A 24,147-nucleotide genomic window follows, 5' to 3' on the forward strand; every position below is an offset into this window, starting at 1 on the left:
TTACCTCCCTTTTCTTTTGCGGCGGTACCAGAAGTAGCGGTCAATGAAAATCGCGCCGATTCCCGAAATTAAAGTCGCTAAGATGGTCGGCCCGACGATATCGGTCGGTGATTTCGCCGAGTAAGCCATGCGCACGGCAATGACGGTTGTCGGTATCAATGTAATACTCGAAGTATTTACCGCCAAAAAGGTAATCATGGAACGGCTGGCCTCAGACTTACCTCCATTCAGCTTTTTCATCTGCTCCATGGCTTTAATGCCGAGCGGTGTCGCCGCATTTCCCAGTCCGAAAAAGTTTGCCATGAGATTTGATAAGATGTATCCCATCGCCGGATGATCAGGGGGAATATCGGGAAACAGCTTAGAAATAAACGGGCGGCACATTCTGCTGAATATATCCAAAAGGCCGGACTGCTCGGCTATTTTCATCAGGCCGAGCCAGAACACGAGAACGCTCATTAATCCGAACGAGATCGTAACCGCTTCTTTCGCTCCTTTAAAAACGGCTTCATTCACATCCTGCAAGGTACCGTTAAACATCGCAAAGACAAGTCCGATTACCGTCAGACATACCCAGATTAAATTGACCATGACGAACCGCCCGCCGCGCTCATAAACAGGCTCGTAAACGTCTCAATGAAATGCTTTTTCGGTTTTTTATGGCGCTCGTTTTCATAATAGACGGGAATCTTGGCGATCACTTTCCCATCATGCATAACAGTCATCCGGCCGACGACATCAGGAATGAGAGAGGCGTCCTTTTTCCAGGCTTTTTTCGGTTTTATTAAGGTTGTGCGGATTTTTACATCGTCGATTTCATCCTCTTTTAACAAATATTTGACATCCCGGGCAATAAAAGCGCGCTTTCCGTAAAACGTCTTTTTCAGCTTCGGAATGCCGCCTTTTTTGGCGACGACATAGGTTTTATAGTGATCAAAGACATAATTAAACATATTCATATGATCATCCCAATCATCCGGATCATTTATGGTGACCGCGATGAGATCCGTACCGTCTTTTGAGGCCGTCGAGACGAGCGTCCGTTTCGCGATTTTTGTGTAACCTGTTTTTCCGCCTGTGCTGTAACGGTAGAGCCCTGTGAGAAGCTTGTTTTTATTTTTCCATACCCGGTCCATCGTTTCCGCCTTATACACTTTTGTGCCTGAAACGGTCCGGTATTCCTTGATTTTCATCGCGTATTTAGTCAAAAGCGCCATGTCATACGCCGTTGAATATAAATTTTCATGGTCGTCCAGTCCGTGCGGATTTTGAAATTTTGTATTTTCCATCCCGATTTGCTCGGCTTTTTTGTTCATCATAAATACAAAACCGTCAAGGCTTCCGCCGACATATTCAGCTATTGCTGCAGCGGCGTCATTTCCTGATCTCAGCATAAGCCCGTATACGAGATCTTTCAGCTTCACTTTTTGTCCCGGCTGAAGATAAATGGCTGAGCCTTCCGTTTTTACGGCATTCGGGGAAACCGTCACGGTCTCTTCCATCTTCCCTGATTCAATCGCCAGCACCGCCGTCATGATTTTCGTAATGCTTGCAATCCGCCGCTTATGATGTTCATCCTTGGCGAATAACACCCTGCCAGATGCTCCGTCGATTATAATCGCGCTTTTTGCGCTGACATGTATTTGGGCATGTGCCGTATTGCCGTCTGTAATGGAAAAAAGAATAACAAAAGTCAAAAGAAATACGGCAGCTTTTTTGAAAAAGCGCATGAATGCTCACGTCCTTGTTGTGGGTTTGTACAAGTTTATGCGCATGTCCATGACTTATGAATACCAATTGCGTCACTTTCACATAAAAAAACTCTCCCAAAAGGAAGAGTTTTTATCTGACTGATGCCATATTTGAGCCTGATGCTTCATATTGCGCCAATTCTTCCCGCATGCGCAGAAATTCACTGCTGAGCGAAAGCAGAAGGCTCCGCAGCGAGTCCGGCACTTGCTGGTAGAATTCAATCGCGCTTTGGCCTGTATAAGCGGCGCGGCTGTTTTCGTACCATGTATCCTTTTTCGGCATGAAAAACTCTTCCACGCACTGATGATACACTTTATACAGCGTTTTTTCCGCTCTCACCTCATGAAACGGCTCCTGCATTAAAAGCCGCCTGCAGGCTTCCTGGGCGCCTTCGCAAAAGACGGTCATCCTCCTCAGCACACTGAGCACGTCGCGGCAGTATGCCTCATCCGCCTCTCCTTGAGCCCGCATCTCCGGCAATGTTGTATGATTTAAATAGCTGCTGACCATCGTGACAACCTCGGCTAAAAATTCACCAGTTTCTTCAGTATGGGCCCTCACAATCGAATTTCCCATTTCCGTCCGTTTCCTTCCTCTCTTGTACGTCGTCATTTGCGTCATTCATCAATGGCCTTTCCCTACTATCGTATGATGAAAAACGATTATTATTTAATATCCTCAAAAGTTTGGTTGAAGTTTTCAAAGAATAAATCGGCTTCCTCCTGGAGAACGTCTTCCTCCGCATTTTCAGGAAGCGGCGGGAGCTCCTCCAAAGTTTTTAAGCCGAATTGTTCAAGAAATACCGGTGTCGTGCCGTATAAAATCGCCCGGCCGGGACCGTCGGCGCGGCCCACCTCACACAGCAGCGCTTTTGACACGAGGCTGTGCAGAATCCGTTCAGACTTCACGCCCCGGATATCTTCAATTTCCGCCCGTGTGATCGGCTGCTTGTACGAGACGATCGCCAGCACTTCCAAAGAAGCCTGTGACAGCCCTTTTGACGGCACTTCGATTAGTTTTTTCAAATAAGGCACGAATTCTTTTTTCGTTCCAAGCATATACGTATCCGCATATTCGGTAAGCTCGATGCCTCTGTCGTCTTCCTTGTACTGAGCGGCCACTTCTTCCATGATTCCGGCCAGTTCCGCTTCTTCTATTTCAAGCACCGTCACCAATTGCTTTTTGGTCAGCCCTTCATCACCCGCCGCATACAGCAGGGCTTCCACAATCGCTTTCCAATTCACGATATCAAGCGCCATGAATGGATTCACTCCCCGTAATGTATATATCTGAAAAGTTTTCTTCCTGTTCAATGATAATCTGCTGATTTTTCATCAGTTCCAGGACTGCTAAAAACGTCACGACGAGATGGTCCTTTTGCCGAGAAGGAAAAAGCTCTGTGAAGTTTATTCTTCTCCCCGCCGTTTTTAAGCTTTTTACGATTTCGTTCATTCTGTCTTCAATCGGTATTTCCTGCCTTGTAATGGTCGTTTCTTTCGGCCGCGTGATTTTTTTACGCTGAAGCACCTTTTGAAACGCGCCGATCATGTCATAAACGGTCACCGACAGTTTCTGCTCGGTCTGTTTGATTTCTTTTGCATACTCACTTAAATCACTCGGCGGCTTTGTAAATGACTTTTGTCTTTCTTCTTCCCGCTCTTTTAAATCCTTCGCAGCGGTTTTATACTTTCTATACTCAATCAGCTTTTCAATCAGCTCGTCCCGAGGGTCTTCTTCTTCAAGCATTTCGTCTTCAAACAGCTCTTCCTCTTGTTTCGGAAGCAGCATTCTGCTTTTAATGCTGAGAAGCGTCGCCGCCATGACCAGATATTCACTGGCGACATCAAGTTCAAGCTCTTGCATTGTATGTACATATAATAAATATTGTTCAGTAATGGTTGCCACGGGTATGTCGTATATGTCGATTTCAAGACGGTTAATCAGATGAAGCAGCAGGTCCAATGGGCCTTCAAACGTATCAATTTTCACTTGATATTCTACCATTATCTCACCATTTTCAATATCACTCTCATTGCCGGAAAAACTGGCTACCCTTTAGTATAATCCACCGAAATGCTCTCGTCCAATACTTTTATATACGTCCTCCGTTATTTAGAAAATACTGAAAAAGAAGATATACGCCTATACCTTTAAAGGTGGATGCACATATGATAGCCGTGTAAACTTGAAACAAAGGGAGGCTGATTTCACATGAGCGGAGCTTGTTTCGGCGGAGGTTTTGCATTAATTGTCGTTCTGTTTATTTTGCTCGTTGTCGTAGGAGCATCTTACATCTGCTAGTTCCTCAGGCTTCAGGCACCAAGCCGCTCTTTTTTCCTTTTCATAGCGCTGTGGTACACTGGTTTTAGCATAAAAGGAGGAAGCGGCTTGTATCCTAAAGCTTATATCGGCTTTTTGGCCGAATTTCACGCATCAAGAGATTATTTTGAGTGTCATGAACTGTTAGAGGAATATTGGAAAGAAAGCCCGGCTGAAAAGCGGAGCATTCATTGGGTCGGCCTGATTCAGCTTGCCGTCGCTCTGTATCACCAGCGCAGGGGAAATGAAGCCGGGGCGAAACGGCTGATTGCCAACAGCTTACGTATTCTGCGGTCTGAAAAGCAGGCGGTCTGTTCTCTCGGTCTCAGCCATCCGAAACTGATTGAGCTGATAGAAACGCTGTCAGACGATATAGAAGCGGGCCTGCCTTACAGAAGTGTTATGCTGCCGATTACAGATGAAGCCCTGAAAGAAGCATGTCTTGCCGAATGCCGCCGAAAGGGCTATACATGGGGGCAAGACGGCGTATCAGATACCTTTCTTATTCATAAACACCGCCTGCGGGACAGGACGGATGTCATTAAGGAACGCGAACGGGAAATTGAGAGAAGAAAAAAAAGCAGAGGCTGACGGTCAGCCCTGCTTTTTCTATATCAAAACAGCTCCCGAAACCGTGAAGATTCCGGGAGCATTTGTCAGTTATTATATGAGATATCCTGATCTTTTTGATGTTGACAGCGTTCAAAAAAGCTTTGCGTTAATTCATTCGGAACGAGTGCCTCCGTTTTGAACAGACGTTTTAAGGCGTCCATCATTTGCTTTCCGATTCCTTGATGGCGGTAAGAAGGATTCACGCTGATATGCCGGATTTCAACTTCTGAGTCCTTTTTTTCGACTCCGATCGCTCCGACGATATCTTCATCCTCTTTCCAAAGAAAGAGCTGGCGGCCAGTATCCGTTTCATAGTCCTTTATTGTCTGCTGAAGCTGCTTGAGATCTTTTTCATTCGGCATAAATGACAGAAGACCCATCGCAATCTTTTCAAACGATTTTTTATAACGAATTAACATAAAAACCCCTCTATATCCAAAATGTCCATTCATGTCCTATCAAACGGATACATAAAGGCGATCCGTTTCCTCACATTATATCATTTTCGCCGCTGTTTTAAACGCTTTTCAACAAATTATTCAAATGAACGGTTTAAGTTTGCCATTTCAATGGCAGATACCGCGCAATCCGCTCCCTTATTTCCGGCTTTTGTTCCGGCTCGTTCGATGGCCTGCTCAATGGTTTCAGTCGTCACGATGCCGAAGATAACCGGGACGCCCGTCGCCGTTCCCGCCTGGGCAATGCCTTTTGCCGCTTCATTGCAGACATAGTCATAATGCGTTGTCGCTCCTCTGATAACCGTGCCGAGCGTAATGACGGCATCGTATTTTTTCGTTTCCGCCATTTTCTTTGCCGCAAACGGGATTTCAAACGCTCCCGGCACCCAAGCGACGTCAATGTCGTTTGATTCTACACCGTGGCGAAGCAACGTGTCTTCCGCTCCGCTTAACAGCTTGCTCGTTATAAATTCATTAAATCTGCCGACGACGATTCCGATTTTAAGACCTGTTCCTACTAGGTTTCCTTGTATGATATTCATATGTTATCCATCCTTTTTTGTGAGATTTGTTTTTAGAAATGAAGCAGATGTCCAAGTTTTTTCATTTTGGTCTGTAAATATTGCTTGTTATGCTCACTCGCTTCCATTTGAAGCGGCACCCGTTCTGAAATGCTGAGACCGTATCCTTCAAGGCCGGCGATTTTCCGGGGGTTATTGGTTAAAAGTTTCATATGCTGAACCCCTAAGTCGCGGAGAATCTGGGCGCCGATGCCGTAGTTGCGCAGATCAGGCAGAAAGCCGAGCGCTTCGTTCGCTTCAACCGTGTCATACCCTTGTTCCTGCAATCGGTACGCCTTCAGCTTATTGATTAAACCGATTCCTCTGCCTTCCTGGCGCAAATACAATAGAACGCCGCGGCCTTCTTCAGCAATTTGCGCAAGCGCGGCATGAAGCTGAGGTCCGCAATCACAGCGATGGGATGCAAACACATCGCCCGTCAGGCATTCTGAGTGCACTCTGACAAGAACGGGTTCGCTGTTAAACGGGACGTCCCCCATGACAAAGGCGAGATGTTCTTTTCCGTCAACCTCGTTTGTATATCCGTAAACTCTAAACGTGCCGAAGTCAGTCGGCAGCGTAATATCAACTTCTCTGTTCACAAGTGCCGTAATGTTGTAACGGTACTCTATTAAGTCTTTTATCGTAATCATTTTCAGCTGGTGGCGTTCGGCGATTTCGGCTAACTCCGGCACTCTGGCCATTGTGCCGTCTTCATTCATAATTTCACAAATGACGCCCGCTCCCTGAGATCCGCAGGCTTTTGCAAGATCAACGGCTGCTTCCGTATGGCCGGCCCGCTTCAGGACGCCTCCTTTTTTTGCGATTAAGGGGAAAATGTGGCCCGGACGCTGAAAATCGTCAGACACAGATTCTTCGTTCAACAGCGCCTGAATGGTAAAGGATCGTTCCTGCGCGCTGATGCCCGTTTTTGTCAGCCTGTGGTCAATACTGACCGTAAACGCGGTCTCATGTGAGTCCGTATTATGATCAACCATCGGGTGAAGATCCAGCCGGCCGGCGATGTCTTCAGACAGCGGCGTGCAGATCAGGCCTCTCCCATGGGTCGCCATAAAATTAACCACTTCCGGCGTGGCATGCTCAGCTAGCGCTACGAAATCTCCTTCGTTTTCTCTGTCTTCATCATCGACAACAATGATGACTTCACCTTTTTTCAGCGCCTCTAACGCCTCTTCTATCGGATGAAACATATCGATCTTCCTTTCTAAAAGCCGTTCTCGCTTAAAAAGGCTTCCGTGATAGTTTGATTGCTTTTCGTTTGTTCTGTTTTGTGCAAAAAGCGGTATAAGTATTTGCCGATCATGTCACACTCAATATTTACGGTCGATCCGACTGTTTTCGTCTGAAAAATCGTTTCTGAGATGGTATGCGGAATGATGGATACCGTTACGCTTTCGTCTGATAAACCGAAAATCGTCAGGCTCACGCCGTCTACCGTAATTGAACCTTTCAATACGAGCGTTTTTGTCAATTCCGGCGAAAGTTTTAAATCGTAATAGACCGCGTTGCTTTTTTTCTCGATCCGCGTAATTTCCGCCGTTCCGTCCACATGCCCTGATACAAAGTGGCCGCCGAACCGTCCGTTGGCGGACATCGCTCTTTCCAGGTTTACTTTACTGCCTTTTGACAAGCCGTTCAGCGAAGTGGCTTTCACTGTTTCCGGCATGACATCAACCGTAAATTGATTGTCAGAAAATCCGGTTACGGTCAGGCAGATGCCGTTTACCGCAATGCTGTCGCCAAGTTTCACATCACTTGTCACTTTTGAAGCGGCGATGGTTAATGCCATGGAAAGGCCTGTCTTTTTGATTGCTTGGATCGTGCCTGTTTCTTCAACGATTCCTGTAAACATCGTCACCATCCTTTCCATCTTTAGGTATGGCCGTCAGTTTTATATCCGGCCCGATTTGGGTGATTTGTGTGAATTGTAAATGGGGGACATCTTTCATTGATTGAAAACCTTCACCGGAGATCAAGCTGGGAGCAAGCGTTCCTCCGATTAATTTAGGGGCGAAATAGAAATGAAGCTCTTGGAAACAGCCTTCCTTGACAAAACTTCCGTGTACGGATGCTCCGCCTTCCACATAAACGGACATTATGCCGTTTTCAGCAAGAATGCTGAGCACCTCAGGGACGTGAATGCGGTCTGTTTCCAGCGGAATAACTTTTATTCCGAGTGCGGTCAGCCGGTCTTTCTTTTGCACGTCTGCACCTTTGGCCGTAAATATCCATGTCGGCGCAGCGCCGTCAGTGAGCACATTTGCCGTTTCAGGAATGGTCAGCTTTGTATCGAGAATCACTCTGACCGGCTGCTTCACCGCATCGGGAAGCCTGCAGGTCAGGCTCGGATTATCAGCTTTGACTGTGCCTGCTCCGACAAGAATGCTTTGATGCGATTTCCTGTATTGCTGGGCATCAAGCCTTGCCGCCTCTGATGTAATCCATTTGCTGTCACCGGTTTCAGTCGCTGTTTTCCCGTCAAGGCTCGCGGCCGCTTTCAAGGTGACATACGGAAGTCCGGTCCGCATGAAGTGAAGAAACATTTTATTCAGCTCTTCTGCCTGCTGCCTGAGAAGTCCGGTTTTCACTTCGATGCCCGCTGCTTCCAGCATTCCGATGCCTTTTCCGGCTACAAGCGGATTCGGATCTTTTACAGCGATGAACACCCTTTTTATCCCCGACTTTATTATCAGTTCGGCGCATGGCGGTGTTTTTCCGTAATGGCTGCAAGGCTCCAGCGTCACATACAAATCGGCGCCTTTTGCGTGTCTGCCGGCCATATTAATCGCGTGAACCTCGGCATGCGCTTCTCCGTATTGCAAATGGGCGCCCATTCCGACGATCTGTTCGTTTTTGACGACGACAGCGCCGACAAGAGGATTGGACTGTGTCTGTCCTTCACCGCGTCTGGCAAGTTCTATTGCCGTATTCATATAATATTCTTCCATCGTTATCCCTCCCTTCTTCCACGCAATTTGGCGTCAAAAAAGCCCCGAATGTTTACACAGTTCGGGGCTTTGCCAGTTTTAATCCATAGGAAATAAGACTATACAGTAAGTTTATTTTTTGCATAGCTTCTCTCATCCTTCTCCCATCCAGACTTTCACTGTCGGCTTCAGCTTTTCACTGAATCCACCGTATACAGATGCATACGGGTCACGGGCTGTAAAGCGCAAAGCGCCTTATTACCGCCGGTCGGGATTTTCACCCAGCCCCGAAGGATACAATCAATATTTTTTTGTCCTTATCCGCTATTATAACATCCTTTGCGGCAGGCGCAATGAATTTGCACCTAATTATTCAGAAAAATAAAAAGCGCCCTTTTCCCATAAAAGGCGCCTTTATTTATTCGTTCACTTTGACGACCTTCAATAAGCCGTCAATCCGGTTTGATTTGCTGAAATACGCTTTAATCTTATCTCCCTTTTTCACATCGGAGAGATCCTGCTTCAGCTTGTCGCCGTTAAAAATAATTTTTGTGCCGTTTTCTGCCGTACCGTGGTACTCAGTTCCTTCGATTTTCGTAATTTTATATGTTTTGACTGTATATTCTTCTTTTTCCTGGGACAGGGTTTGTCCGATTGCAGTCGGCACGTCTTTCAGTTCAATATCGTTTATGACCATATAACCGCCCGCTAATAACAGCAGCAGTACAAGTAAAATGGCTGCTTTTGTTTTAATTCTTCCCATTTTTCTACCTCCAGCCCGTATCAATCTATTCATTACTATGTCATATTCCTTTTGTTCATGAATAGAAAACCGTTCTTCCCTGCGTGAGTTATTCATATAACGTTTCATAAAGGGAAGATGTTTCATGTATCTGTAAAACTTTCTATCTATTAAATAGATATACGAATTTATGTTCTGTTTTTGAGGGTGGAAAGATAAATTTATATAAAAAAAGCAGTTTTCCTCATGAAGAAAACTGCCTGTACGGTTTATTTCGTCTTGCGAATTTCGTTAAACGGGAAGAAGACGAATTTTGATGTGCCCGCTATTTGTTTTTTCGTAAAAAGACCGAGGCCGTTGCGGCTGTCCATAGATTCTCTGCGGTTATCACCCATGACGAAATATTTGTCGTCCGGCACCTTCACCGGGCCGAAGTCTTCTGTCAGCCGGTCATAGCCGCCTTGCTTCGCCTTGTGCTTGTTTGCCGCTAAATACGGTTCGGACACTTTTTTGCCGTTGATGTACAGCTGATCGTTTTTCATTTGCACCGTGTCGCCGGGGAGTCCGATAATCCGTTTGACATAGTGCTCATTTTCTCCGTTCAGAACGACGATCTGGTCGCGTTTGAAGTCGCTTATGTATTTGACCGTCATATTGACAAAGATTCTCTCGCGGTCATGCAGCGTCGGATCCATTGATCTTCCATCAACGAGATAAGGGGCAAATAAAAAGTTTCGGATGAGCAGTGCCAGAACGACAGCGATGATAATGGCTTTCGCCCAATCAAGTACGGCGCTTTTTTTAGAAGTTTTTTCTTTTTCTGATTTCAAGTGATTTCCTCCCATTAGCCATGGTCGTTTTTATTTTACCATGAATCCCTGCACAGAGGGCAAATAAGCCCCGCACCTCATCCATTTTTTTCATTTTATAAGCCGGATCTGCTGATTTTACGGTATTTCACGAAGCTTCCGATCCGCCAAATGCACAAATACACAAAAGCAAGTTCCATCGTTAAAACGGCGAATTCCGCCGCGTCAATGTTTTTGAAATATTGGCTGAGCACGATACGGATCGCAATAATCGCGATAATGACATATTTAAAGTTTTTATTCCGCTTGGAGTAAACAAAGCCGTCTTCCCGGATTTCATAGGCGGTTTGCGACAGCATGATGACACCGAATACCGCGCCTAACAGTCCGGCGATGGCGAGCTCCCAAAGAGCGGGAAAATGAAACGGCTTTCCCGGGATATTCATGAGCTGGCTGATGCTGAATGTAAAAATGACGGCGATAATCAAAAGCGGGAGAATGATGCCGAAGCCGCCGCCTTTAATCGGCCTGTTTCCCTTTTTCACCCTGAACCAAATAATAAGTGCGAGAATAATGATGACAAATAAAACGGTTGCCAATTGAACCAACGTTTCTACCTCTTTTCATTGTTGTAATCGGTCTTTTTCACTATACCAGAGGAACTGCTATCGTTCATATATGTATTTTTTCATGATTTACACATGAGAATTTTCATATACATAAAAAAACCCGCCTGAAAAAGGCGGGTTTTCCGTCATTATCCTTCTACACGGATTTCTTTCATTTTGTCTCCGTTAGACATGTTTTTCGCATGCTCTAAACCGCTTGTCACTTTTCCGAATACAGTATGAACGCCGTTTAAATGCGGCTGCGGCTCATGTACGATGAAGAATTGGCTTGAACCCGTGTCTTTACCGGCATGCGCCATTGATAAAGAACCGGCTTCGTGCTTATGCGGATTGCCTTCTGTTTCACATTTGATCGTTTTTCCGCTTCCGCCCATGCCTGTCCCAGTCGGATCTCCGCCTTGGCTGACAAAGCCCGGAATCACGCGGTGGAAAATAACGCCGTCATAAAAGCCCGTATTCGCCAGGTTTTCAAAGTTAGCGACTGTATTAGGCGCTTCATTCGGATAAAGTTCAAATTCGATTCTGCTGCCGTTTTCCATTTCGATGTAACCAGTTTTCATTCTCATTCCTACTTCCGTATTGTTTTTTGTCAAAGCCTTCTTCAATATGAATTTCAATTGTAAGCCGGCTTTCTTTTTGATATTCTTTTGAAGGAAGAGGCCTCTGCTCTTCTTTTCGCGGCTATTATACCACACCTTCAGCCGGAAAACGAATCTCCCCGCTTCCGCAGAAAGAAAATGAAACCAGAACAGCTTCACAGCCGTCTATGTATCGGAACTGCTTCACGCAGGCCCTCACAAACCGCTTCAAAACGGCATTTGTGAAAAGAAGGAGGTTAACCGCTTTGAAAAAAATGTGGATTGGATTGCTGGCGGCGGCCGTTGTATTGTGCACAATACCGAAAATCAGCCTGGCCGATGCCGCAGTCGGAGATGTCATCGTCACACTGGGGGCGGATCTGTCAAACGAAAACCGTCAGAAAGTGCTTGACGAATTAAATGTCCCTGATAACGCGACAAAAGTGACGGTCACGAATAAAGAAGAACATGAATATCTGGGAAAATATATATCGAATGCCCAAATCGGCACAAGAGCCATCTCTTCATCATCCATCACGGTGGCAAAGAAAGGGTCCGGTCTTGACGTTAAGACCCATAATATCGATTCCATCACGGATGAAATGTACTTAAACGCCCTGATGACAGCAGGAGTGAAAGATGCGAAAGTATACGTGACGGCGCCGTTTGAGGTATCAGGCACCGCAGCATTAACGGGAATCATCAAGGCATATGAAGTCTCATCAGACAAAGCGATTTCAGAAGATGTAAAACAGGTCGCCAACCAAGAGCTTGTTACGACATCAGATCTCGGGGATAAAATCGGGGATAAAAACGCCTCCGCGCTCATCGCAAACATTAAAGATGATTTCGCGAAAAACGGTGTGCCCGATACAAAAGAAGGAATCGAGAAAAAGGTCGATGATGCGGCTTCAACCCTTAACATTACACTGACTGACGCTCAAAAAGACCAGCTCGTTTCATTGTTTAATAAAATGAAAAATGCCAAGATTGATTGGGGCCAAGTCGGCAGCCAGCTCGATAAGGCAAAAGACAAAATCACGAAGTTCATTCAATCCGATGAAGGCAAAAGCTTTGTTCAAAAAGTCATTGATTTCTTCGCTTCGATTTGGAATGCGATCGTGTCTGTATTTACAGGAGACAGCGGATCAAGTTCTAACAGCTGAATGCAAAAAGAGACCGGACGCCATTGTTCCGGTCTCTTTTTTATTTATTGTTTGACCCCCGTCTTAAACGGCAGATCCAGTTTTACAATGTCTTCATAAGTTTCCCTTCTAATGACAAGATGCGCTTCGCCGTCTTCCACAAAAACGACGGCGGGACGCGGAATGCGGTTGTAGTTGTTAGCCATGCTGTATCCGTACGCTCCCGTGCAGAAAACGGCGAGAAGATCGCCTTCTTTCACTTCCGGAAGATCTATATCCCAAATGAGCATATCACCGCTTTCACAGCACTTACCCGCGATGGATACCGTTTTGTCGTGGTGTTCTCCGATTCTGTTTGCCGATACGGCTTCATATTTCGCCTGATACAGCGCAGGACGGATATTATCGCTCATGCCCCCGTCAACCGCTGCATATTTACGGATGCCGGGCACTTCTTTTTGCGAACCGATGGTATAAAGCGTCGTTCCGGCGTCTCCGACGAGCGAGCGTCCCGGTTCAATCCAAATTTCCGGAATGTCAAAAGCGTGCAGCGCTGCGTTTTCTTTTACCGCTTCGATAATTTTTTCCACATAAACGGCGGGATGAAGAGGTTCATCCTCCTCCGTGTAGCGGATGCCAAAGCCGCCCCCTAAATTCAGCACTTCAGAGACAAAGCCGAATGATTCTCTCCATTCATTCAGTTTTGCGAAGATTTTTTCTGCGGCCAGCACAAAGCCCGCCGTATCAAAAATTTGTGATCCGATGTGGCAGTGAACACCGAGAAGGCGGATATGGTCTGACTGTAATACTTGTTCAATCGCCTTTTCTATTTGCCCGTTATGCAGATCAAAACCGAATTTGGAATCTTCCTGTCCCGTCGTAATATAATCATGCGTATGCGCCTCTACCCCCGGAGTGATGCGCAGAAGCACATCCATTGTGCGCCCTGATTTGCGGCACAGTTCCGCAAGCAAGGATATTTCATGAAAATTATCAACGACGATGCAGCCGATTTGATGATCGAGCGCCATTTTCAACTCTTCTTCGCTTTTGTTATTGCCGTGAAAGTGAATCCTGTCAGCCGGAAAACCAGCCGCAACCGCCGTAAACAGCTCTCCGCCGGATACAACGTCCAATGAGAGCCCCTCCTGCTCAGCGAGCTGTATCATCGCAACGGAAGAAAACGCCTTGCTCGCGTACGCGACCTGCGCCTTTAAATCCGCGTCAATGAATGCCTGTTTAAAGCTTTTAGCGCGCTCACGTATTAAAGCCACATCGTAAACATAAAGAGGCGTGCCGTAATGCTCCGCTAAATACAGCGCGTCCACACCTCCGATTTCCAAATGACCTAGTTTGTTTTGTCTGCTTGTGCCATGTAAGAACAATGCTCATTCCCTCTTTCTGATCCGCATATGGGTGAAAAGGACAGCTTCTTTTGAGCTGTCCTTATACAAGTCCCGTATAAGTTAAGACATACAATATCATAATCTTCTGTCGGTTTCAATGCGATTATGAACCGCTTGGCTGCCTTTGACGGTCTTTCGGGTGAACAATGCTCGGCCTGACTTTGGCTCCCGGCACTGTCGTCCGGACGAGCACCTGCCACAGCGCCTTGCCGTTAAACGGTAAAAACGGCCATAAATACGGCGTGTGAAACGAGCGGATATTCGCCATTATGATCAGCAGCAATGTAAAGCCTATCACAAAGCCTTTCACTTGGAAAATGGCCACGAGAACCATTAAGATGAGGCGTATCATTTTATTGGCGAGACTGAGCTCATAGCTCGGCGTGGTAAATGATCCGATGGCGGCGATCGATACGTACAGAATCACTTCTGCTGAAAACAGCCCCACCGCTATGGCGATTTGACCGATCAGCACCGCCGCAATCAGACCCATGGCGGTGGATAAAGCGGTCGGCGTATGGATCGCGGCCATCCTGAGAAACTCAATCCCCAAATCGGCCAAAAAGATTTGCAGAATGATCGGGATATGCGTATTTTTATTTAAACCGATAAAATCCAATCTTTCAGGCAGAAGAGACGGTTCAAGAACAAAGAGGAACCAGATCGGAAGCAGGACCGTTGAAGCGATAATACCGAAGAACCTGATCCATCTTAAAAATGTTCCCACTGAAGGCGCCTGCCTGTATTCTTCCGCATGCTGAACATGGTGAAAAATCGTTGTCGGCGTTATGATCACGCTCGGTGACGTATCAACGACGATGATGACGTGCCCTTCCAAAATGTGATTGGCGGCCACATCCGGCCGCTCCGTGTATCTGACCATCGGAAACGGGTTGTAGCCCTGTTTGACGATGAATTCTTCCACCGTTTTATCAGCCATCGTCAATCCGTCAATGTCAATCGCATTCACTTCGTTTTCGACGATGCTGACAAGGTCCGGATCCGCGATGTCCTCTATATACACAATGGCAAGATCGGTCTTAGAGCGCTCGCCGACTTTCGTAATTTTGACGCGGAGCCTTTCGTCCCTGATTCGTCTTCTTATCAATGCTGTATTAATGACGATATTTTCGATAAAACCGTCTCTTGCTCCGCGGACGACCTTTTCCGTATCCGGTTCTTCAGGTGTGCGTCCGGGGTAACTTCTGACGTCAACGATAAAGGCGAAGCCCGCGTCTTCAACGATAACGGCGATAAGTCCGGAAAGCACCTGATCCGTTACTTCGTCGAGCGTTTTGACTTTTTGGACCTGCTGATTGACAAGCCTGTTTTCAACAACGTCAATCGCTTCATCCGCATTCTCGTCATAATTATTGATGTCGACGAGCTGTTCCATTAAATGAACGATAAACAAAGTATCGGTTAATCCGTTGACAAAGTAAATCTGAACTTCCCGGTCTAATACTCGAACTTTGCGGACGCCGACATCATAGCTCGTTCCCATACCGACGCGGTCTTTAAAAAATTGTTCATTTTTTCCAGGATCCCGGTACACCTTGATCATGTTTTCCGGTTTTTCCGGCATGGCTTTCGCTCCTTTCTAAAATGAATTCGACCGCCTTCATCGTGATCGGCGAGCCTTTGGATATGTCATCTTTTCTCCCCATCTTTCCTATGTCGCCGATGCCCACAATGAGGGGAACGTCCAATTTATCCAGACAATACACCGTATCTCCGTTCATTCTGTGCTCGTCCATTTCTCTCATTCCGGTTTTATCGACGCCAAACTCCGTCACTTCTCCATCACGGTCAATGGAGACATCGACTTTCGTCCATTCAGCCTGATGGGTCTTAGAAGCGACCGCAATCACCCCCAGCACTTCAACGTCCTGATGTGAGGCGACATATTTCAGCGCCGTTTCGCCCGGCCCTTCCCCTTGCAGGCCTGAATCGTCAAACATGACAAACACCGGGTCATTCGGCGCGGCTTTAATCAGCTGAACAAGTTCGGGCCCGCTTCTCGTTGACGGATTGCCCTTTGATTGGGAAATACACCGACCGCCTGCTTTTTCCGCGGCATATTCAATTGTTTTGGCGGCGTATACGTCCCCGTCTGTCACAAGAATGACCTTCCGTTTCGTCATCAGACATTATCCTTTCGGTTTAAAAATAACGGCTACAAGAAATGCGAATAAAATCGCTGAAGATATACCGGCGGAAGTAAGTTCAAAAATCCCCATGGCGATCCCGATAAATCCATGCTCGTGAGCTTGATGCATGGCGCCGTGCAATAAGCTGTGACCGAAGCTGACGATGGGAACCGTCGCGCCCGCACCCGCGAATTCGATAAATTTGTCATATATTCCGAACCCATCTAACAAGGCGCCGATGACGACAAAAGTTGTCATCACATGGGCGGGTGTCAGTTTAAAAATGTCAAGCAGCAGCTGACCGATAATGCATATGATTCCCCCGCAAACAAAAGCCAACAGATATTCCATTTATGATGCACCTCCCGCCCGCTCAAATACCACACCGTGCGCGATGGTCGGAATGGTTTCCTTCTGCTGGATCATTGTCGGACTTAAAAGCGCTCCTGTCGCGACAACGAGTACCCTGTTTAGAGTCCCTGCTTTTAATTGATTAAAAATATGTGTGTACGTAACAAGCGCAGAGCAGGCGCAGCCGCTTCCGCCCGCAAACACCTGCTGGTCCGGCGTATAGATGAGAAGACCGCAGTCATCGTGTTTCGTTCCCACAGGATAGCCTTCTTCTTTGAGCAAATCTTTCACGATCGGCGATCCGACGCCTGAAAGGTCACCCGTTAAAATCAGATCATAATCATCCGCCGTGCGGTTTAAGTCCTGCAGGTGCTGTTTGATTGTGTCGGCGGCAGCGGGCGCCATGGCGGATCCCATATCGAACGGATCTGTTATTCCGAGGTCGCTTACTTTTCCCACTGTTGCGCTTGTAATCTTGATATCAGAAGGGTTTTGGCTGATGATGACCGCCCCGCCCCCCGTGACCGTTGAAGTGGCGGTATCCGGTTTTTGCCCGCCATACTCCGTCGGATTGCGGAATTGCCGTTCTGCCGTCGCGTTATGGCTGCTCGTGGCTGCGATCGCCCGGTTCGCAAAACCGCCGTCAATGAGCGCGGATGCGACGGCAATCGTTTCCATTGAAGTCGAACAGGCGCCGAACAGACAGAGGAACGGAATTTTCAGATGTCTGGCGACGTAGTTGGCGGTCACATTTTGATTTAAAAGGTCCCCCGCGAGTAACAAATCAATATCGCTCTTTTTCAAATTCTGTTTTTGCAAAGCGGAGTTGATGGCATCTTCCATTAACTGACGTTCCGCCATTTCCCAGTTTTTCTGATTGCAGTGCATTTCATCGTATGTCTTATCAAACAGCGAACCGAGCGGGCCGTCTTTTTCTTTCGGTCCGGCGGCCGTCCCCGCCGAATTTACAAATAACGGGTTTTCAAATACCCAGGTTTGCTTTCCGGTCAATTTCATTTTTTCTCCTCCTACGAAAACAGTTTTTCACAAGCAAACCGTATCAGACCTACGATATAGGCTGCCACGACGCCGAATACAATGACGTTTCCCGCCAATTTAAACATGTTTGTCGCTACCCCGAGCACGAGTCCTTCACTTCTGTGTTCCAGAGCGGCGCTTGTCATACTGTTTGCAAAACCCGTCACCGGCACGGCTGAACCCGCTCCGGCAAACTGCCCGAGTCTGTCATAAATACCGAATCCGGTCAAAAGGGCGGAAATTAAAATAAGAGTGGCGGACGTCGGGTTGCCCGCTGTTTTTTCATTGAAATTAAAAAAGTGGATGTAAAAGTCTTGAAGAGCCTGCCCGATCAGACAGATCAAACCGCCGATCAGAAAGGCTTTGACGCAATTCCAAACATATGGCGGTTTCGGCTGATAGTCTTTCACTTTTGTTTTGTAATTTTCTTTTAAGTTTGTCACGTCGTTTCCTCCTTATGAATGATGGATAAAATACAGCCAATGAAATAAAGAGCCGGCTATTTTGCCGAACACAATGGCCATCAGCAATATGATGATTTTGCTGCCGAAGCCGATCCGTTTGGCAAGAATGGGAAGCACATTCAGCACTTCTGTAAGCGCGGCGGCCAGCATGCCGACAAACATGCCGGCCAAAAGCCCGACCGGAACGGCCAGCCATTCAGATAAAAAAAAATGATTCATATTTAAGGTTTCCCAGCCGCCGAACACAGCTCCTGAAATAACAGCTCCTTCGTAGGCCTGTACAAAGCGCATTGTTTTTGTCAGCTGCATAAGGCGGGGGACGATTCCCATAACGGTTAAAAAAGCCACAAAGCCCGCACCCACGGTCAGCCCTCCGCCAAGCCCGACAAATATAACGAAAAGAATGCTAACGATCATGCAGATCTTTCATCGTCTCTTCATTTTCGTGCATTGCGACATAGTGATCGAGATCAAGCTGATAATTAAACATCTCGACTTCCAGCGGGCTTGGCTCTTCATTCAGGCGTTTTTTGAAGATGTGATTAAAAAAGACGATCATACCGAGACCGAGGCCGATGCTGTATGGAATCTGAAGCAGATACGGATATTCATTCCGTTCGCCCGTTATGATTTCATATAAGGCGATATGAACTTCTCTCATACTGACATCTTCATGAAAATTCATAATGGCAAGACATGAACCGATAAAAAGCAGGAGCCAGACACCGACGAATAAAACGGCTGACAGCTGCTTTTTTTGGTAATGGATTTCCACTATCGTTTCAGCGCCGCCGACGGTCTGTACATCAAGCGCGGGAAAAGCGGTATGAATGGTTTTCAGCACTTTTATGATGTCCAGCACGACGATATTTTTGTCTTTTTTCGTGACCTTATACAGCGGCAGTGCCGACAGTTTTTTTTTCAGCTTTTGCTGTCCCGCGATCTGCGCGGCGTCGCCGATTGTGATGATATCTCCGGTATGAGCCTTCACGCGGTGGCGAAGTCTGAGAAATATTCGTCTTTCCATCTTGCATCACCATCTTTCGGGTGGTTATATATGTAGTATGTGGTTCACTTTTGTTCTCATTCATCAGCGGCAAAAGACCATAAATTACCACCGATGCACAAATAAAAAAAGCCGGCCCGTAAAAGGTCAGCTTTCCGTATGATCCATCTGCACTTTAATCTGCTTTAATATTTTTTTCTCCAGCCTCGATACCTGGACTTGGGAAATCCCGAGCCGTTCGGCTACTTCCGACTGTGTCTGATCTTTATAATATCTCAGATAGACAATGAGTTTTTCCCGTTCTTCCAAATCACTGATCGCTTCCTTGAGAGCGATTTTGTCAAACCACTTCTCTTCTGAATGATCGGCGATCTGATCAAGCAGGGTGATCGGGTCTCCGTCATTTTCATACACGGTCTCATGAATGGATGAAGGCGCCCGCACCGCTTCCTGCGCAAGCACCACATCCTCCGCATCAATTTCTAAATGATCCGCGATTTCCTGGACGGTCGGCACTCTTCCGTATGTTTTTGACAGTTCATCTTTCGCCCGGCGTATTTTATTGCCGAGCTCTTTTAAAGACCTTGATACTTTGACGGTTCCGTCATCGCGGATGAAGCGCTGGATTTCTCCGATAATCATCGGCACGGCATAAGTTGAAAAACGGACATCATAGGACAAATCGAATTTATCAACGGATTTTAACAATCCGATACAGCCGATCTGAAACAGATCGTCCGGCTCATAGCCTCTGTTTAAGAACCTTTGAACGACGGACCACACAAGACGCATGTTTTTTTCTATGAGGAGGTCTCTTGCCTGCTGGTCGCCCTCTTGGCTCTTTTTGATTAATTCTTTGACTTCATGGTCCTTGAGCTGCGCGTTTTTGCTGTTTTTCTTAACCTCCACATCCATAACAAATCTCCTTAATTACAAAGCGCTTTGCTTTTTGATAGGTGTTTTGTTAAGCGTATCGTCGTTCCCATCTCCGGCGAGGAATCAATCGTGACATCATCCATGAAGTTTTCCATAATGGTAAAGCCCATTCCGGAGCGCTCAAGCTCGGGTTTTGTCGTAAAGAGCGGCTGGCGCGCTTCCTCAAGATCCGTGATCCCGAGGCCTTCATCACGTATGGTCAGATAGACGACATGATCCTCCAGCGTAACAGAGATGTACACCTTTCCGTCGCAATTTTCTTCATAGCCGTGGATGATTGCGTTTGTTACCGCTTCTGATACGACGGTCTTGATTTCCGTCAGCTCATCCATCGTCGGGTCGAGCTGTGCGATAAAAGAAGCAACTGTTACGCGCGCAAACGATTCGTTCTGACTGAGGGCTGAAAATTCAAGATGCATCTCGTTTTTCATGATGCCACCCCCAACGTTAAAAGCGCTTTTTGTTCTGATTGTTCGAACCTGATGATTTTAAACAGGCCGGACATGTCAAACAGACGTCTCACCGCGGGCGAAATCGCGCACACGACCATTTCTCCGCCGAGCTGTTTAATTTGTTTATAACGCCCTAAAATCACGCCGAGGCCGGAGCTGTCCATGAAGGTAAGATCTTCAAGGTTCAGCACGATGTGACGGATGCCGTCAGCCTCCAGCGATTCAGTAACCTTTTGTTTTAATGATTCTGCCGTATGATGGTCGAGTTCACCTGTTAATCGAATACAAAGCACGGATTCTTTGACATGAAAGTCAATTCCAAGGCTCATGCTCATTCCTCCTTGATATGATCGGATAATGAGTGTTTCGATTTTCGGGAAAGCAATTCCTTCACTATGACAAAACTAGTGTCCGTTCGCCACGATTATTTAAATTTTGTCCAATCTCCCATCGTCCGCTTCAGAAAAGTGAGAAAACCCGCTTTTTCCATGTCGTCTTTTGCCGTGACCGGGCTTTCAACGAGCACCTTTCCGTCTTTTTTCAGAACGAGGCTGCCGAGCACCTCTCCTTTTTTAACCGGAGCCGTTACATTGCCGTTGATTTTCACTTCTTTTTTTACTTTGTCCATGTTCTCTCCCTTTTTGGCCAGAAGAGAAATCGGCTCAGATGTGGTCAGCTTGATCAGTTTCTTTTTTCCTTTTATCACTTTTACCGTTCCGACGATTTGATCCCGTTTGTACAGCGGGTGTGTTTTGAACTGGCTGAAGGCGTAATCAAGCATTTTGGTCACTTGGGCATTTCTTTCTTTCGGGGTGCTGGCTCCGAAAACGACAGCAATGACCCTCATATTTCCTTTTTTAGCGGTGGCGGTTAAACAATACTTCGCTTCGCCTGTAAAGCCCGTCTTCACGCCGTCTACACCCGGATAAAATTTGATCAGCCGGTTTGTATTGACGAGCCAGAACTTTTTGTCTGTATTTTCTCTTAAATAATCCTCATACGTTCCCGTAAATTGAGTGATTTTATCATACTTTAATAATTCCTTCGCCATTTTCGCCATATCATAAGCAGAGCTGTAATGGTCTTTTTCGGGCAGTCCCGTCGGGTTTTTGAAGGAGGTATCTTTCAATCCCAATTCTTTTGCTTTTTTGTTCATCCGGCTGACGAAATCCTCTTCTGAACCGGCGATATACTCCGCCATTGCGACAGATGCGTCATTTCCGGAAGCTATCGCAATTCCTTTGAGCATTTCTTTTACCGTCATTTCTTCTCCGGGTTCAAGGAAAATCTGTGATCCGCCCATGGACGCAGCATGTTCACTCGTCCTGACTTTATCGCTCATCTTTATTTTCCCTTTGTCAAGCGCTTCCATGATTAAAAGCATGGTCATGATTTTTGTCATGCTTGCCGGCGCCAGACGCTCCCTGCTGTTCTTGTTATAAAGAATGCTTCCCGTATCGCGTTCAATCAGCACGGCGCTTTTGGCTTCATGAGCGAGCTCCGATGTATGTTTTCCGTCCGGCTTTGCAAAAGCGGACGGTGCTGATGCCGTTAATAAAATGCCAATCAACAAAGTGGATATAAGACGTTTCATCTCCAAAGCCCTCCATTTCATAATCCTTTTTATTTTTTCCAAATCCGGTGGTTTTATACGCCTCATCTGGAAAATGTTTCGTGTTGAGGGCATAAAAAAACAGCTGCTTCCGAAGAAACAGCTGACTGATGCTGACTTATTTTTGAGATCGTGCGACTACGGCTTTTACAAGCTTCAAAAAGCCGCCTTTTACTTTTTCCGTCATTTCCATTACTTCTTCATGGGATAACGGCTGGTCAAGAATACCTGCCGCCGCGTTGGAAATGCATGAGATGCCGAGCACGCGCATCCCCGCGTGGTTGGCGACGATGACTTCCGGCACGGTCGACATGCCGACAGCGTCAGAACCCATCGTTCTTAAAAACCGAACCTCAGCAGGCGTTTCGTAAGACGGCCCCGTAACAGCTGTATACACCCCTTTTTGAACAGGAATGCCCAGCTCATCGGCCGTTTTTTCAGCCAAGCTTGACAGCTCTTTGTCATAGGCTTCTGACATGTCCGGGAATCTCGGTCCGAATTCAGCTTCGTTCGGCCCGATTAACGGGTTGGTGCCCGTAAAGTTGATGTGGTCTGTAATAATCATCAGATCGCCGGCGCGGAATTCAGTGTTGATACCGCCGGCTGCATTCGTCACGACAAGGGATTCAACGCCGAGCGCCTTCATCACGCGGACGGGAAATGTGACCTGATCCATTGAGTAGCCTTCATAGTAATGAAAGCGGCCCTGCATCGCGATGACCTGCACACCTTCAAGCGTTCCCATCACAAGCTGGCCGGCATGGCCTTCTACCGTTGAGACCGGAAAATCAGGGATCGTTTCATATGTAAGCTTGACAGCCCCTTCAATTTCATCGGCCAATACGCCGAGCCCTGACCCTAAAATCAGACCGATCTTTGGTGTTTCTTTCACGTGTTCTTTAATAAATGCAGCAGCACGTTCGATCTTTTGTTTCAAAAAAAGTCCCCCTACTGTAATCTTGATAAAAAGCTTTTTCCGTATTCCGGCTTTTCCGTTTTGAAATTATCCGCAATGGTTGCCCCGATATCGGCAAATGTATCCGCAAGCGGCAGCTGTTCAGTGTGTTTGTGCTTTTTGCTGTACACAAGAAGCGGCACATACTCCCTCGTGTGATCCGTGCCGTGATGGACAGGATCATTGCCGTGATCCGCAGTGATGATAAGCAGATCGTCTTCTTTCATTTTTTCAAACACTTCCGGAAGCCTCGCGTCGAATTCCTCGAGCGCTTTTCCGTACCCTTCCGGATCGCGGCGGTGTCCGTACAGCGCGTCAAAATCAACGAGATTGGCAAAGCTCAGGCCGGTGAACTCTTCACCGAGCGTTTCAATCACTTTGTCCATGCCGTCCATATTAGATACCGTGCGGCGGGAAGATGTAATGCCTTCTCCGTCATAAATATCAGAAATTTTGCCGATGGAAATGACGTCTAATCCGCTGTCTTTCATTCCGTTCATTACCGTGCGGCCGAACGGTTTGAGCGCATAATCATGACGGTTCGGCGTGCGTTTGAAGCTCCCCGGTTCTCCGACGAACGGTCTTGCGATAATCCGGCCGACCATGTATTTCGGATCAAGCGTCAGTTCTCTGGCCGTTTCACAGATGCTGTACAGTTCGTCAAGCGGAACGACATCTTCGTGAGCCGCAATCTGCAGGACGGAATCTGCTGATGTATAAACGATCAGCGCACCCGTTTCCATATGTTCTTTTCCGAGCTCGTCCAGAATCGCCGTGCCTGAAGCCGGCTTATTGCCGATGATTTTCCGCCCTGAACGCCGCTCAAGTTCCTGAAGAAGTTCATCCGGAAATCCTTCCGGGAACACTTTAAACGGTTTTTCAATGTAGAGGCCCATAATCTCCCAGTGTCCCGTCATCGTATCTTTCCCGTTTGACGCCTCCTGCATTTTTCCGTAGTACGCAAGAGGGTGCTCCGTTTTTTCCACGCCCTTAATGTCTCCGATCAGTCCGAGACCGAGCTGCGCCATATGGGGCATATGTAAGCCGTTCATGTGCTCTGCGATGTGTCCGAGCGTATTTGCGCCTATATCATTAAAATCGGCGGCGTCCGGCGCTTCACCGATTCCGACAGAATCCATTACGATCAAAAATACCCGGTTATATTTGTATTCAGACATCATAAAAACCTCCTTTTCTTCCATCTGTCCATTGTAGCTTACAGAGG

31 protein-coding genes and 1 riboswitch are annotated in these 24,147 nt (G+C 46.9%); of the genes, 3 read left to right on the forward strand and 28 right to left on the reverse strand.

The features are described from left to right. The 5 genes from OTK50_RS06550 to OTK50_RS06570 form a co-directional block, all read right to left on the reverse strand. A complete protein-coding gene (locus tag OTK50_RS06550; protein WP_003153385.1) occupies window positions 1–591 on the reverse strand; it encodes a nucleoside recognition domain-containing protein in 591 nt (196 codons plus the stop codon). After that, window positions 579–1,730 (reverse strand): D-alanyl-D-alanine carboxypeptidase family protein, encoded by a 1,152-nt coding sequence (locus OTK50_RS06555; protein ID WP_044802131.1) that lies wholly within the window; start codon window positions 1,728–1,730, stop codon window positions 579–581. The genes OTK50_RS06550 and OTK50_RS06555 overlap by 13 nt, the downstream gene beginning before the upstream one ends. A 112-nt stretch (window positions 1,731–1,842) precedes the next feature. Beyond that, complete coding sequence (locus OTK50_RS06560; protein ID WP_003153380.1) at window positions 1,843–2,328, reverse strand: DUF3907 family protein; 486 nt, start codon at window positions 2,326–2,328, stop codon at window positions 1,843–1,845. 89 nt (window positions 2,329–2,417) lie between these two features. Next, window positions 2,418–3,011, reverse strand: a complete 594-nt coding sequence (gene scpB, locus OTK50_RS06565) for an SMC-Scp complex subunit ScpB (RefSeq protein WP_007409428.1) — start codon at window positions 3,009–3,011, stop codon at window positions 2,418–2,420. Then, the gene (locus tag OTK50_RS06570; RefSeq protein WP_007409427.1) at window positions 3,001–3,756 is read right to left on the reverse strand and encodes a segregation/condensation protein A; all 756 of its coding nucleotides are present in this window, start codon (window positions 3,754–3,756) and stop codon (window positions 3,001–3,003) included. Before OTK50_RS06570 ends, scpB begins: the two co-directional genes overlap by 11 nt. Window positions 3,757–3,963: 207 nt before the next feature. Here OTK50_RS06570 and OTK50_RS06575 point away from each other — a divergent pair, with 207 nt between their 5' ends. Next, window positions 3,964–4,053, forward strand: coding sequence for a YjcZ family sporulation protein (locus tag OTK50_RS06575; protein ID WP_003153376.1), 90 nt, complete (start codon window positions 3,964–3,966; stop codon window positions 4,051–4,053). An 87-nt stretch (window positions 4,054–4,140) separates the two neighbouring features. After that, the gene (locus OTK50_RS06580) at window positions 4,141–4,662 is read left to right on the forward strand and encodes a DUF309 domain-containing protein (RefSeq protein WP_003153375.1); all 522 of its coding nucleotides are present in this window, start codon (window positions 4,141–4,143) and stop codon (window positions 4,660–4,662) included. Between the two features lie 65 nt (window positions 4,663–4,727). On the opposite strand, the gene ribT is transcribed toward OTK50_RS06580, so the two are convergent. The 9 genes from ribT to OTK50_RS06625 all read right to left on the reverse strand — a co-directional run bounded on the left by ribT (window position 4,728) and on the right by OTK50_RS06625 (window position 11,389). Further along, window positions 4,728–5,102 (reverse strand): GNAT family N-acetyltransferase RibT, encoded by a 375-nt coding sequence (gene ribT / locus OTK50_RS06585; RefSeq protein ID WP_015240122.1) that lies wholly within the window; start codon window positions 5,100–5,102, stop codon window positions 4,728–4,730. A 116-nt stretch (window positions 5,103–5,218) separates the two neighbouring features. Further along, window positions 5,219–5,683, reverse strand: coding sequence for a 6,7-dimethyl-8-ribityllumazine synthase (gene ribE / locus OTK50_RS06590; RefSeq protein ID WP_003153372.1), 465 nt, complete (start codon window positions 5,681–5,683; stop codon window positions 5,219–5,221). A 32-nt stretch (window positions 5,684–5,715) separates the two neighbouring features. Further along, on the reverse strand, window positions 5,716–6,912 hold the full coding sequence (locus tag OTK50_RS06595; protein ID WP_007612309.1) for a bifunctional 3,4-dihydroxy-2-butanone-4-phosphate synthase/GTP cyclohydrolase II: 1,197 nt from the start codon (window positions 6,910–6,912) through the stop codon (window positions 5,716–5,718). 14 nt (window positions 6,913–6,926) lie between these two features. Beyond that, window positions 6,927–7,574: a riboflavin synthase gene (ribE, locus tag OTK50_RS06600; protein WP_007409425.1), complete on the reverse strand. Its 648-nt coding sequence runs from the start codon at window positions 7,572–7,574 to the stop codon at window positions 6,927–6,929. Next, complete coding sequence (gene ribD / locus OTK50_RS06605; RefSeq protein WP_105937563.1) at window positions 7,555–8,670, reverse strand: bifunctional diaminohydroxyphosphoribosylaminopyrimidine deaminase/5-amino-6-(5-phosphoribosylamino)uracil reductase RibD; 1,116 nt, start codon at window positions 8,668–8,670, stop codon at window positions 7,555–7,557. The genes ribE (OTK50_RS06600) and ribD overlap by 20 nt, the downstream gene beginning before the upstream one ends. Before the next feature lie 131 nt (window positions 8,671–8,801). Continuing rightward, a riboswitch (FMN riboswitch) is annotated at window positions 8,802–8,948 on the reverse strand. A gap of 119 nt (window positions 8,949–9,067) precedes the next feature. After that, complete coding sequence (locus OTK50_RS06610; RefSeq protein ID WP_007409423.1) at window positions 9,068–9,412, reverse strand: hypothetical protein; 345 nt, start codon at window positions 9,410–9,412, stop codon at window positions 9,068–9,070. Window positions 9,413–9,660: 248 nt separating this feature from the next. Next, on the reverse strand, window positions 9,661–10,236 hold the full coding sequence (gene lepB / locus OTK50_RS06615) for a signal peptidase I (RefSeq protein WP_224223644.1): 576 nt from the start codon (window positions 10,234–10,236) through the stop codon (window positions 9,661–9,663). Between the two features lie 80 nt (window positions 10,237–10,316). Next, a complete protein-coding gene (locus tag OTK50_RS06620) occupies window positions 10,317–10,808 on the reverse strand; it encodes a CcdC protein domain-containing protein (RefSeq protein WP_015240128.1) in 492 nt (163 codons plus the stop codon). A 149-nt stretch (window positions 10,809–10,957) separates the two neighbouring features. Further along, window positions 10,958–11,389, reverse strand: coding sequence for a peptidylprolyl isomerase (locus tag OTK50_RS06625; RefSeq protein WP_003153363.1), 432 nt, complete (start codon window positions 11,387–11,389; stop codon window positions 10,958–10,960). 284 nt (window positions 11,390–11,673) lie between these two features. Between OTK50_RS06625 and OTK50_RS06630 the strand changes: the two genes are divergently transcribed. Next, entirely contained in the window at window positions 11,674–12,573 is a 900-nt protein-coding gene (locus OTK50_RS06630) for a DUF1002 domain-containing protein (RefSeq protein ID WP_082998695.1), read from the forward strand. 44 nt (window positions 12,574–12,617) lie between these two features. On the opposite strand, the gene lysA is transcribed toward OTK50_RS06630, so the two are convergent. From lysA to deoB, 14 genes are all read right to left on the reverse strand, one after another. Next, window positions 12,618–13,937, reverse strand: a complete 1,320-nt coding sequence (lysA, locus tag OTK50_RS06635) for a diaminopimelate decarboxylase (protein ID WP_130570845.1) — start codon at window positions 13,935–13,937, stop codon at window positions 12,618–12,620. Between the two features lie 124 nt (window positions 13,938–14,061). Further along, the gene (locus tag OTK50_RS06640; RefSeq protein WP_224223645.1) at window positions 14,062–15,543 is read right to left on the reverse strand and encodes a spore germination protein; all 1,482 of its coding nucleotides are present in this window, start codon (window positions 15,541–15,543) and stop codon (window positions 14,062–14,064) included. Then, window positions 15,488–16,105 carry a stage V sporulation protein AE gene (locus OTK50_RS06645; protein ID WP_130570843.1) on the reverse strand — a complete coding sequence of 206 codons (618 nt, stop codon included), beginning with the start codon at window positions 16,103–16,105 and terminating at the stop codon, window positions 15,488–15,490. Before OTK50_RS06645 ends, OTK50_RS06640 begins: the two co-directional genes overlap by 56 nt. Before the next feature lie 3 nt (window positions 16,106–16,108). Then, a complete protein-coding gene (gene spoVAE / locus OTK50_RS06650; protein ID WP_007409415.1) occupies window positions 16,109–16,459 on the reverse strand; it encodes a stage V sporulation protein AE in 351 nt (116 codons plus the stop codon). Then, a complete protein-coding gene (gene spoVAD / locus OTK50_RS06655) occupies window positions 16,460–17,476 on the reverse strand; it encodes a stage V sporulation protein AD (protein ID WP_044802121.1) in 1,017 nt (338 codons plus the stop codon). Window positions 17,477–17,487: 11 nt separating this feature from the next. Further along, window positions 17,488–17,940, reverse strand: a complete 453-nt coding sequence (gene spoVAC / locus OTK50_RS06660) for a stage V sporulation protein AC (RefSeq protein ID WP_007612334.1) — start codon at window positions 17,938–17,940, stop codon at window positions 17,488–17,490. Between the two features lie 12 nt (window positions 17,941–17,952). Continuing rightward, window positions 17,953–18,378: a stage V sporulation protein AB gene (locus OTK50_RS06665; RefSeq protein WP_029326122.1), complete on the reverse strand. Its 426-nt coding sequence runs from the start codon at window positions 18,376–18,378 to the stop codon at window positions 17,953–17,955. Then, window positions 18,368–18,988, reverse strand: coding sequence for a stage V sporulation protein AA (locus tag OTK50_RS06670; RefSeq protein ID WP_007409412.1), 621 nt, complete (start codon window positions 18,986–18,988; stop codon window positions 18,368–18,370). Before OTK50_RS06670 ends, OTK50_RS06665 begins: the two co-directional genes overlap by 11 nt. 126 nt (window positions 18,989–19,114) lie before the next feature. Beyond that, window positions 19,115–19,882, reverse strand: a complete 768-nt coding sequence (gene sigF, locus OTK50_RS06675) for an RNA polymerase sporulation sigma factor SigF (RefSeq protein WP_003153348.1) — start codon at window positions 19,880–19,882, stop codon at window positions 19,115–19,117. Window positions 19,883–19,893: 11 nt separating this feature from the next. Further along, entirely contained in the window at window positions 19,894–20,334 is a 441-nt protein-coding gene (gene spoIIAB / locus OTK50_RS06680) for an anti-sigma F factor (RefSeq protein ID WP_003153347.1), read from the reverse strand. Then, entirely contained in the window at window positions 20,331–20,684 is a 354-nt protein-coding gene (gene spoIIAA / locus OTK50_RS06685; RefSeq protein ID WP_007409411.1) for an anti-sigma F factor antagonist, read from the reverse strand. Before spoIIAA ends, spoIIAB begins: the two co-directional genes overlap by 4 nt. A gap of 95 nt (window positions 20,685–20,779) precedes the next feature. Next, window positions 20,780–21,949: a D-alanyl-D-alanine carboxypeptidase family protein gene (locus tag OTK50_RS06690; protein ID WP_029973633.1), complete on the reverse strand. Its 1,170-nt coding sequence runs from the start codon at window positions 21,947–21,949 to the stop codon at window positions 20,780–20,782. A gap of 136 nt (window positions 21,950–22,085) precedes the next feature. Next, window positions 22,086–22,904, reverse strand: coding sequence for a purine-nucleoside phosphorylase (locus OTK50_RS06695; protein ID WP_007612343.1), 819 nt, complete (start codon window positions 22,902–22,904; stop codon window positions 22,086–22,088). Between the two features lie 11 nt (window positions 22,905–22,915). Beyond that, on the reverse strand, window positions 22,916–24,100 hold the full coding sequence (gene deoB / locus OTK50_RS06700; protein ID WP_015417748.1) for a phosphopentomutase: 1,185 nt from the start codon (window positions 24,098–24,100) through the stop codon (window positions 22,916–22,918). Window positions 24,101–24,147 lie beyond the last annotated feature (47 nt).

Origin of the sequence: Bacillus sp. NEAU-CP5 (assembly GCF_026420705.1) — a bacterium.
Lineage (GTDB): Bacteria > Bacillota > Bacilli > Bacillales > Bacillaceae > Bacillus > Bacillus velezensis.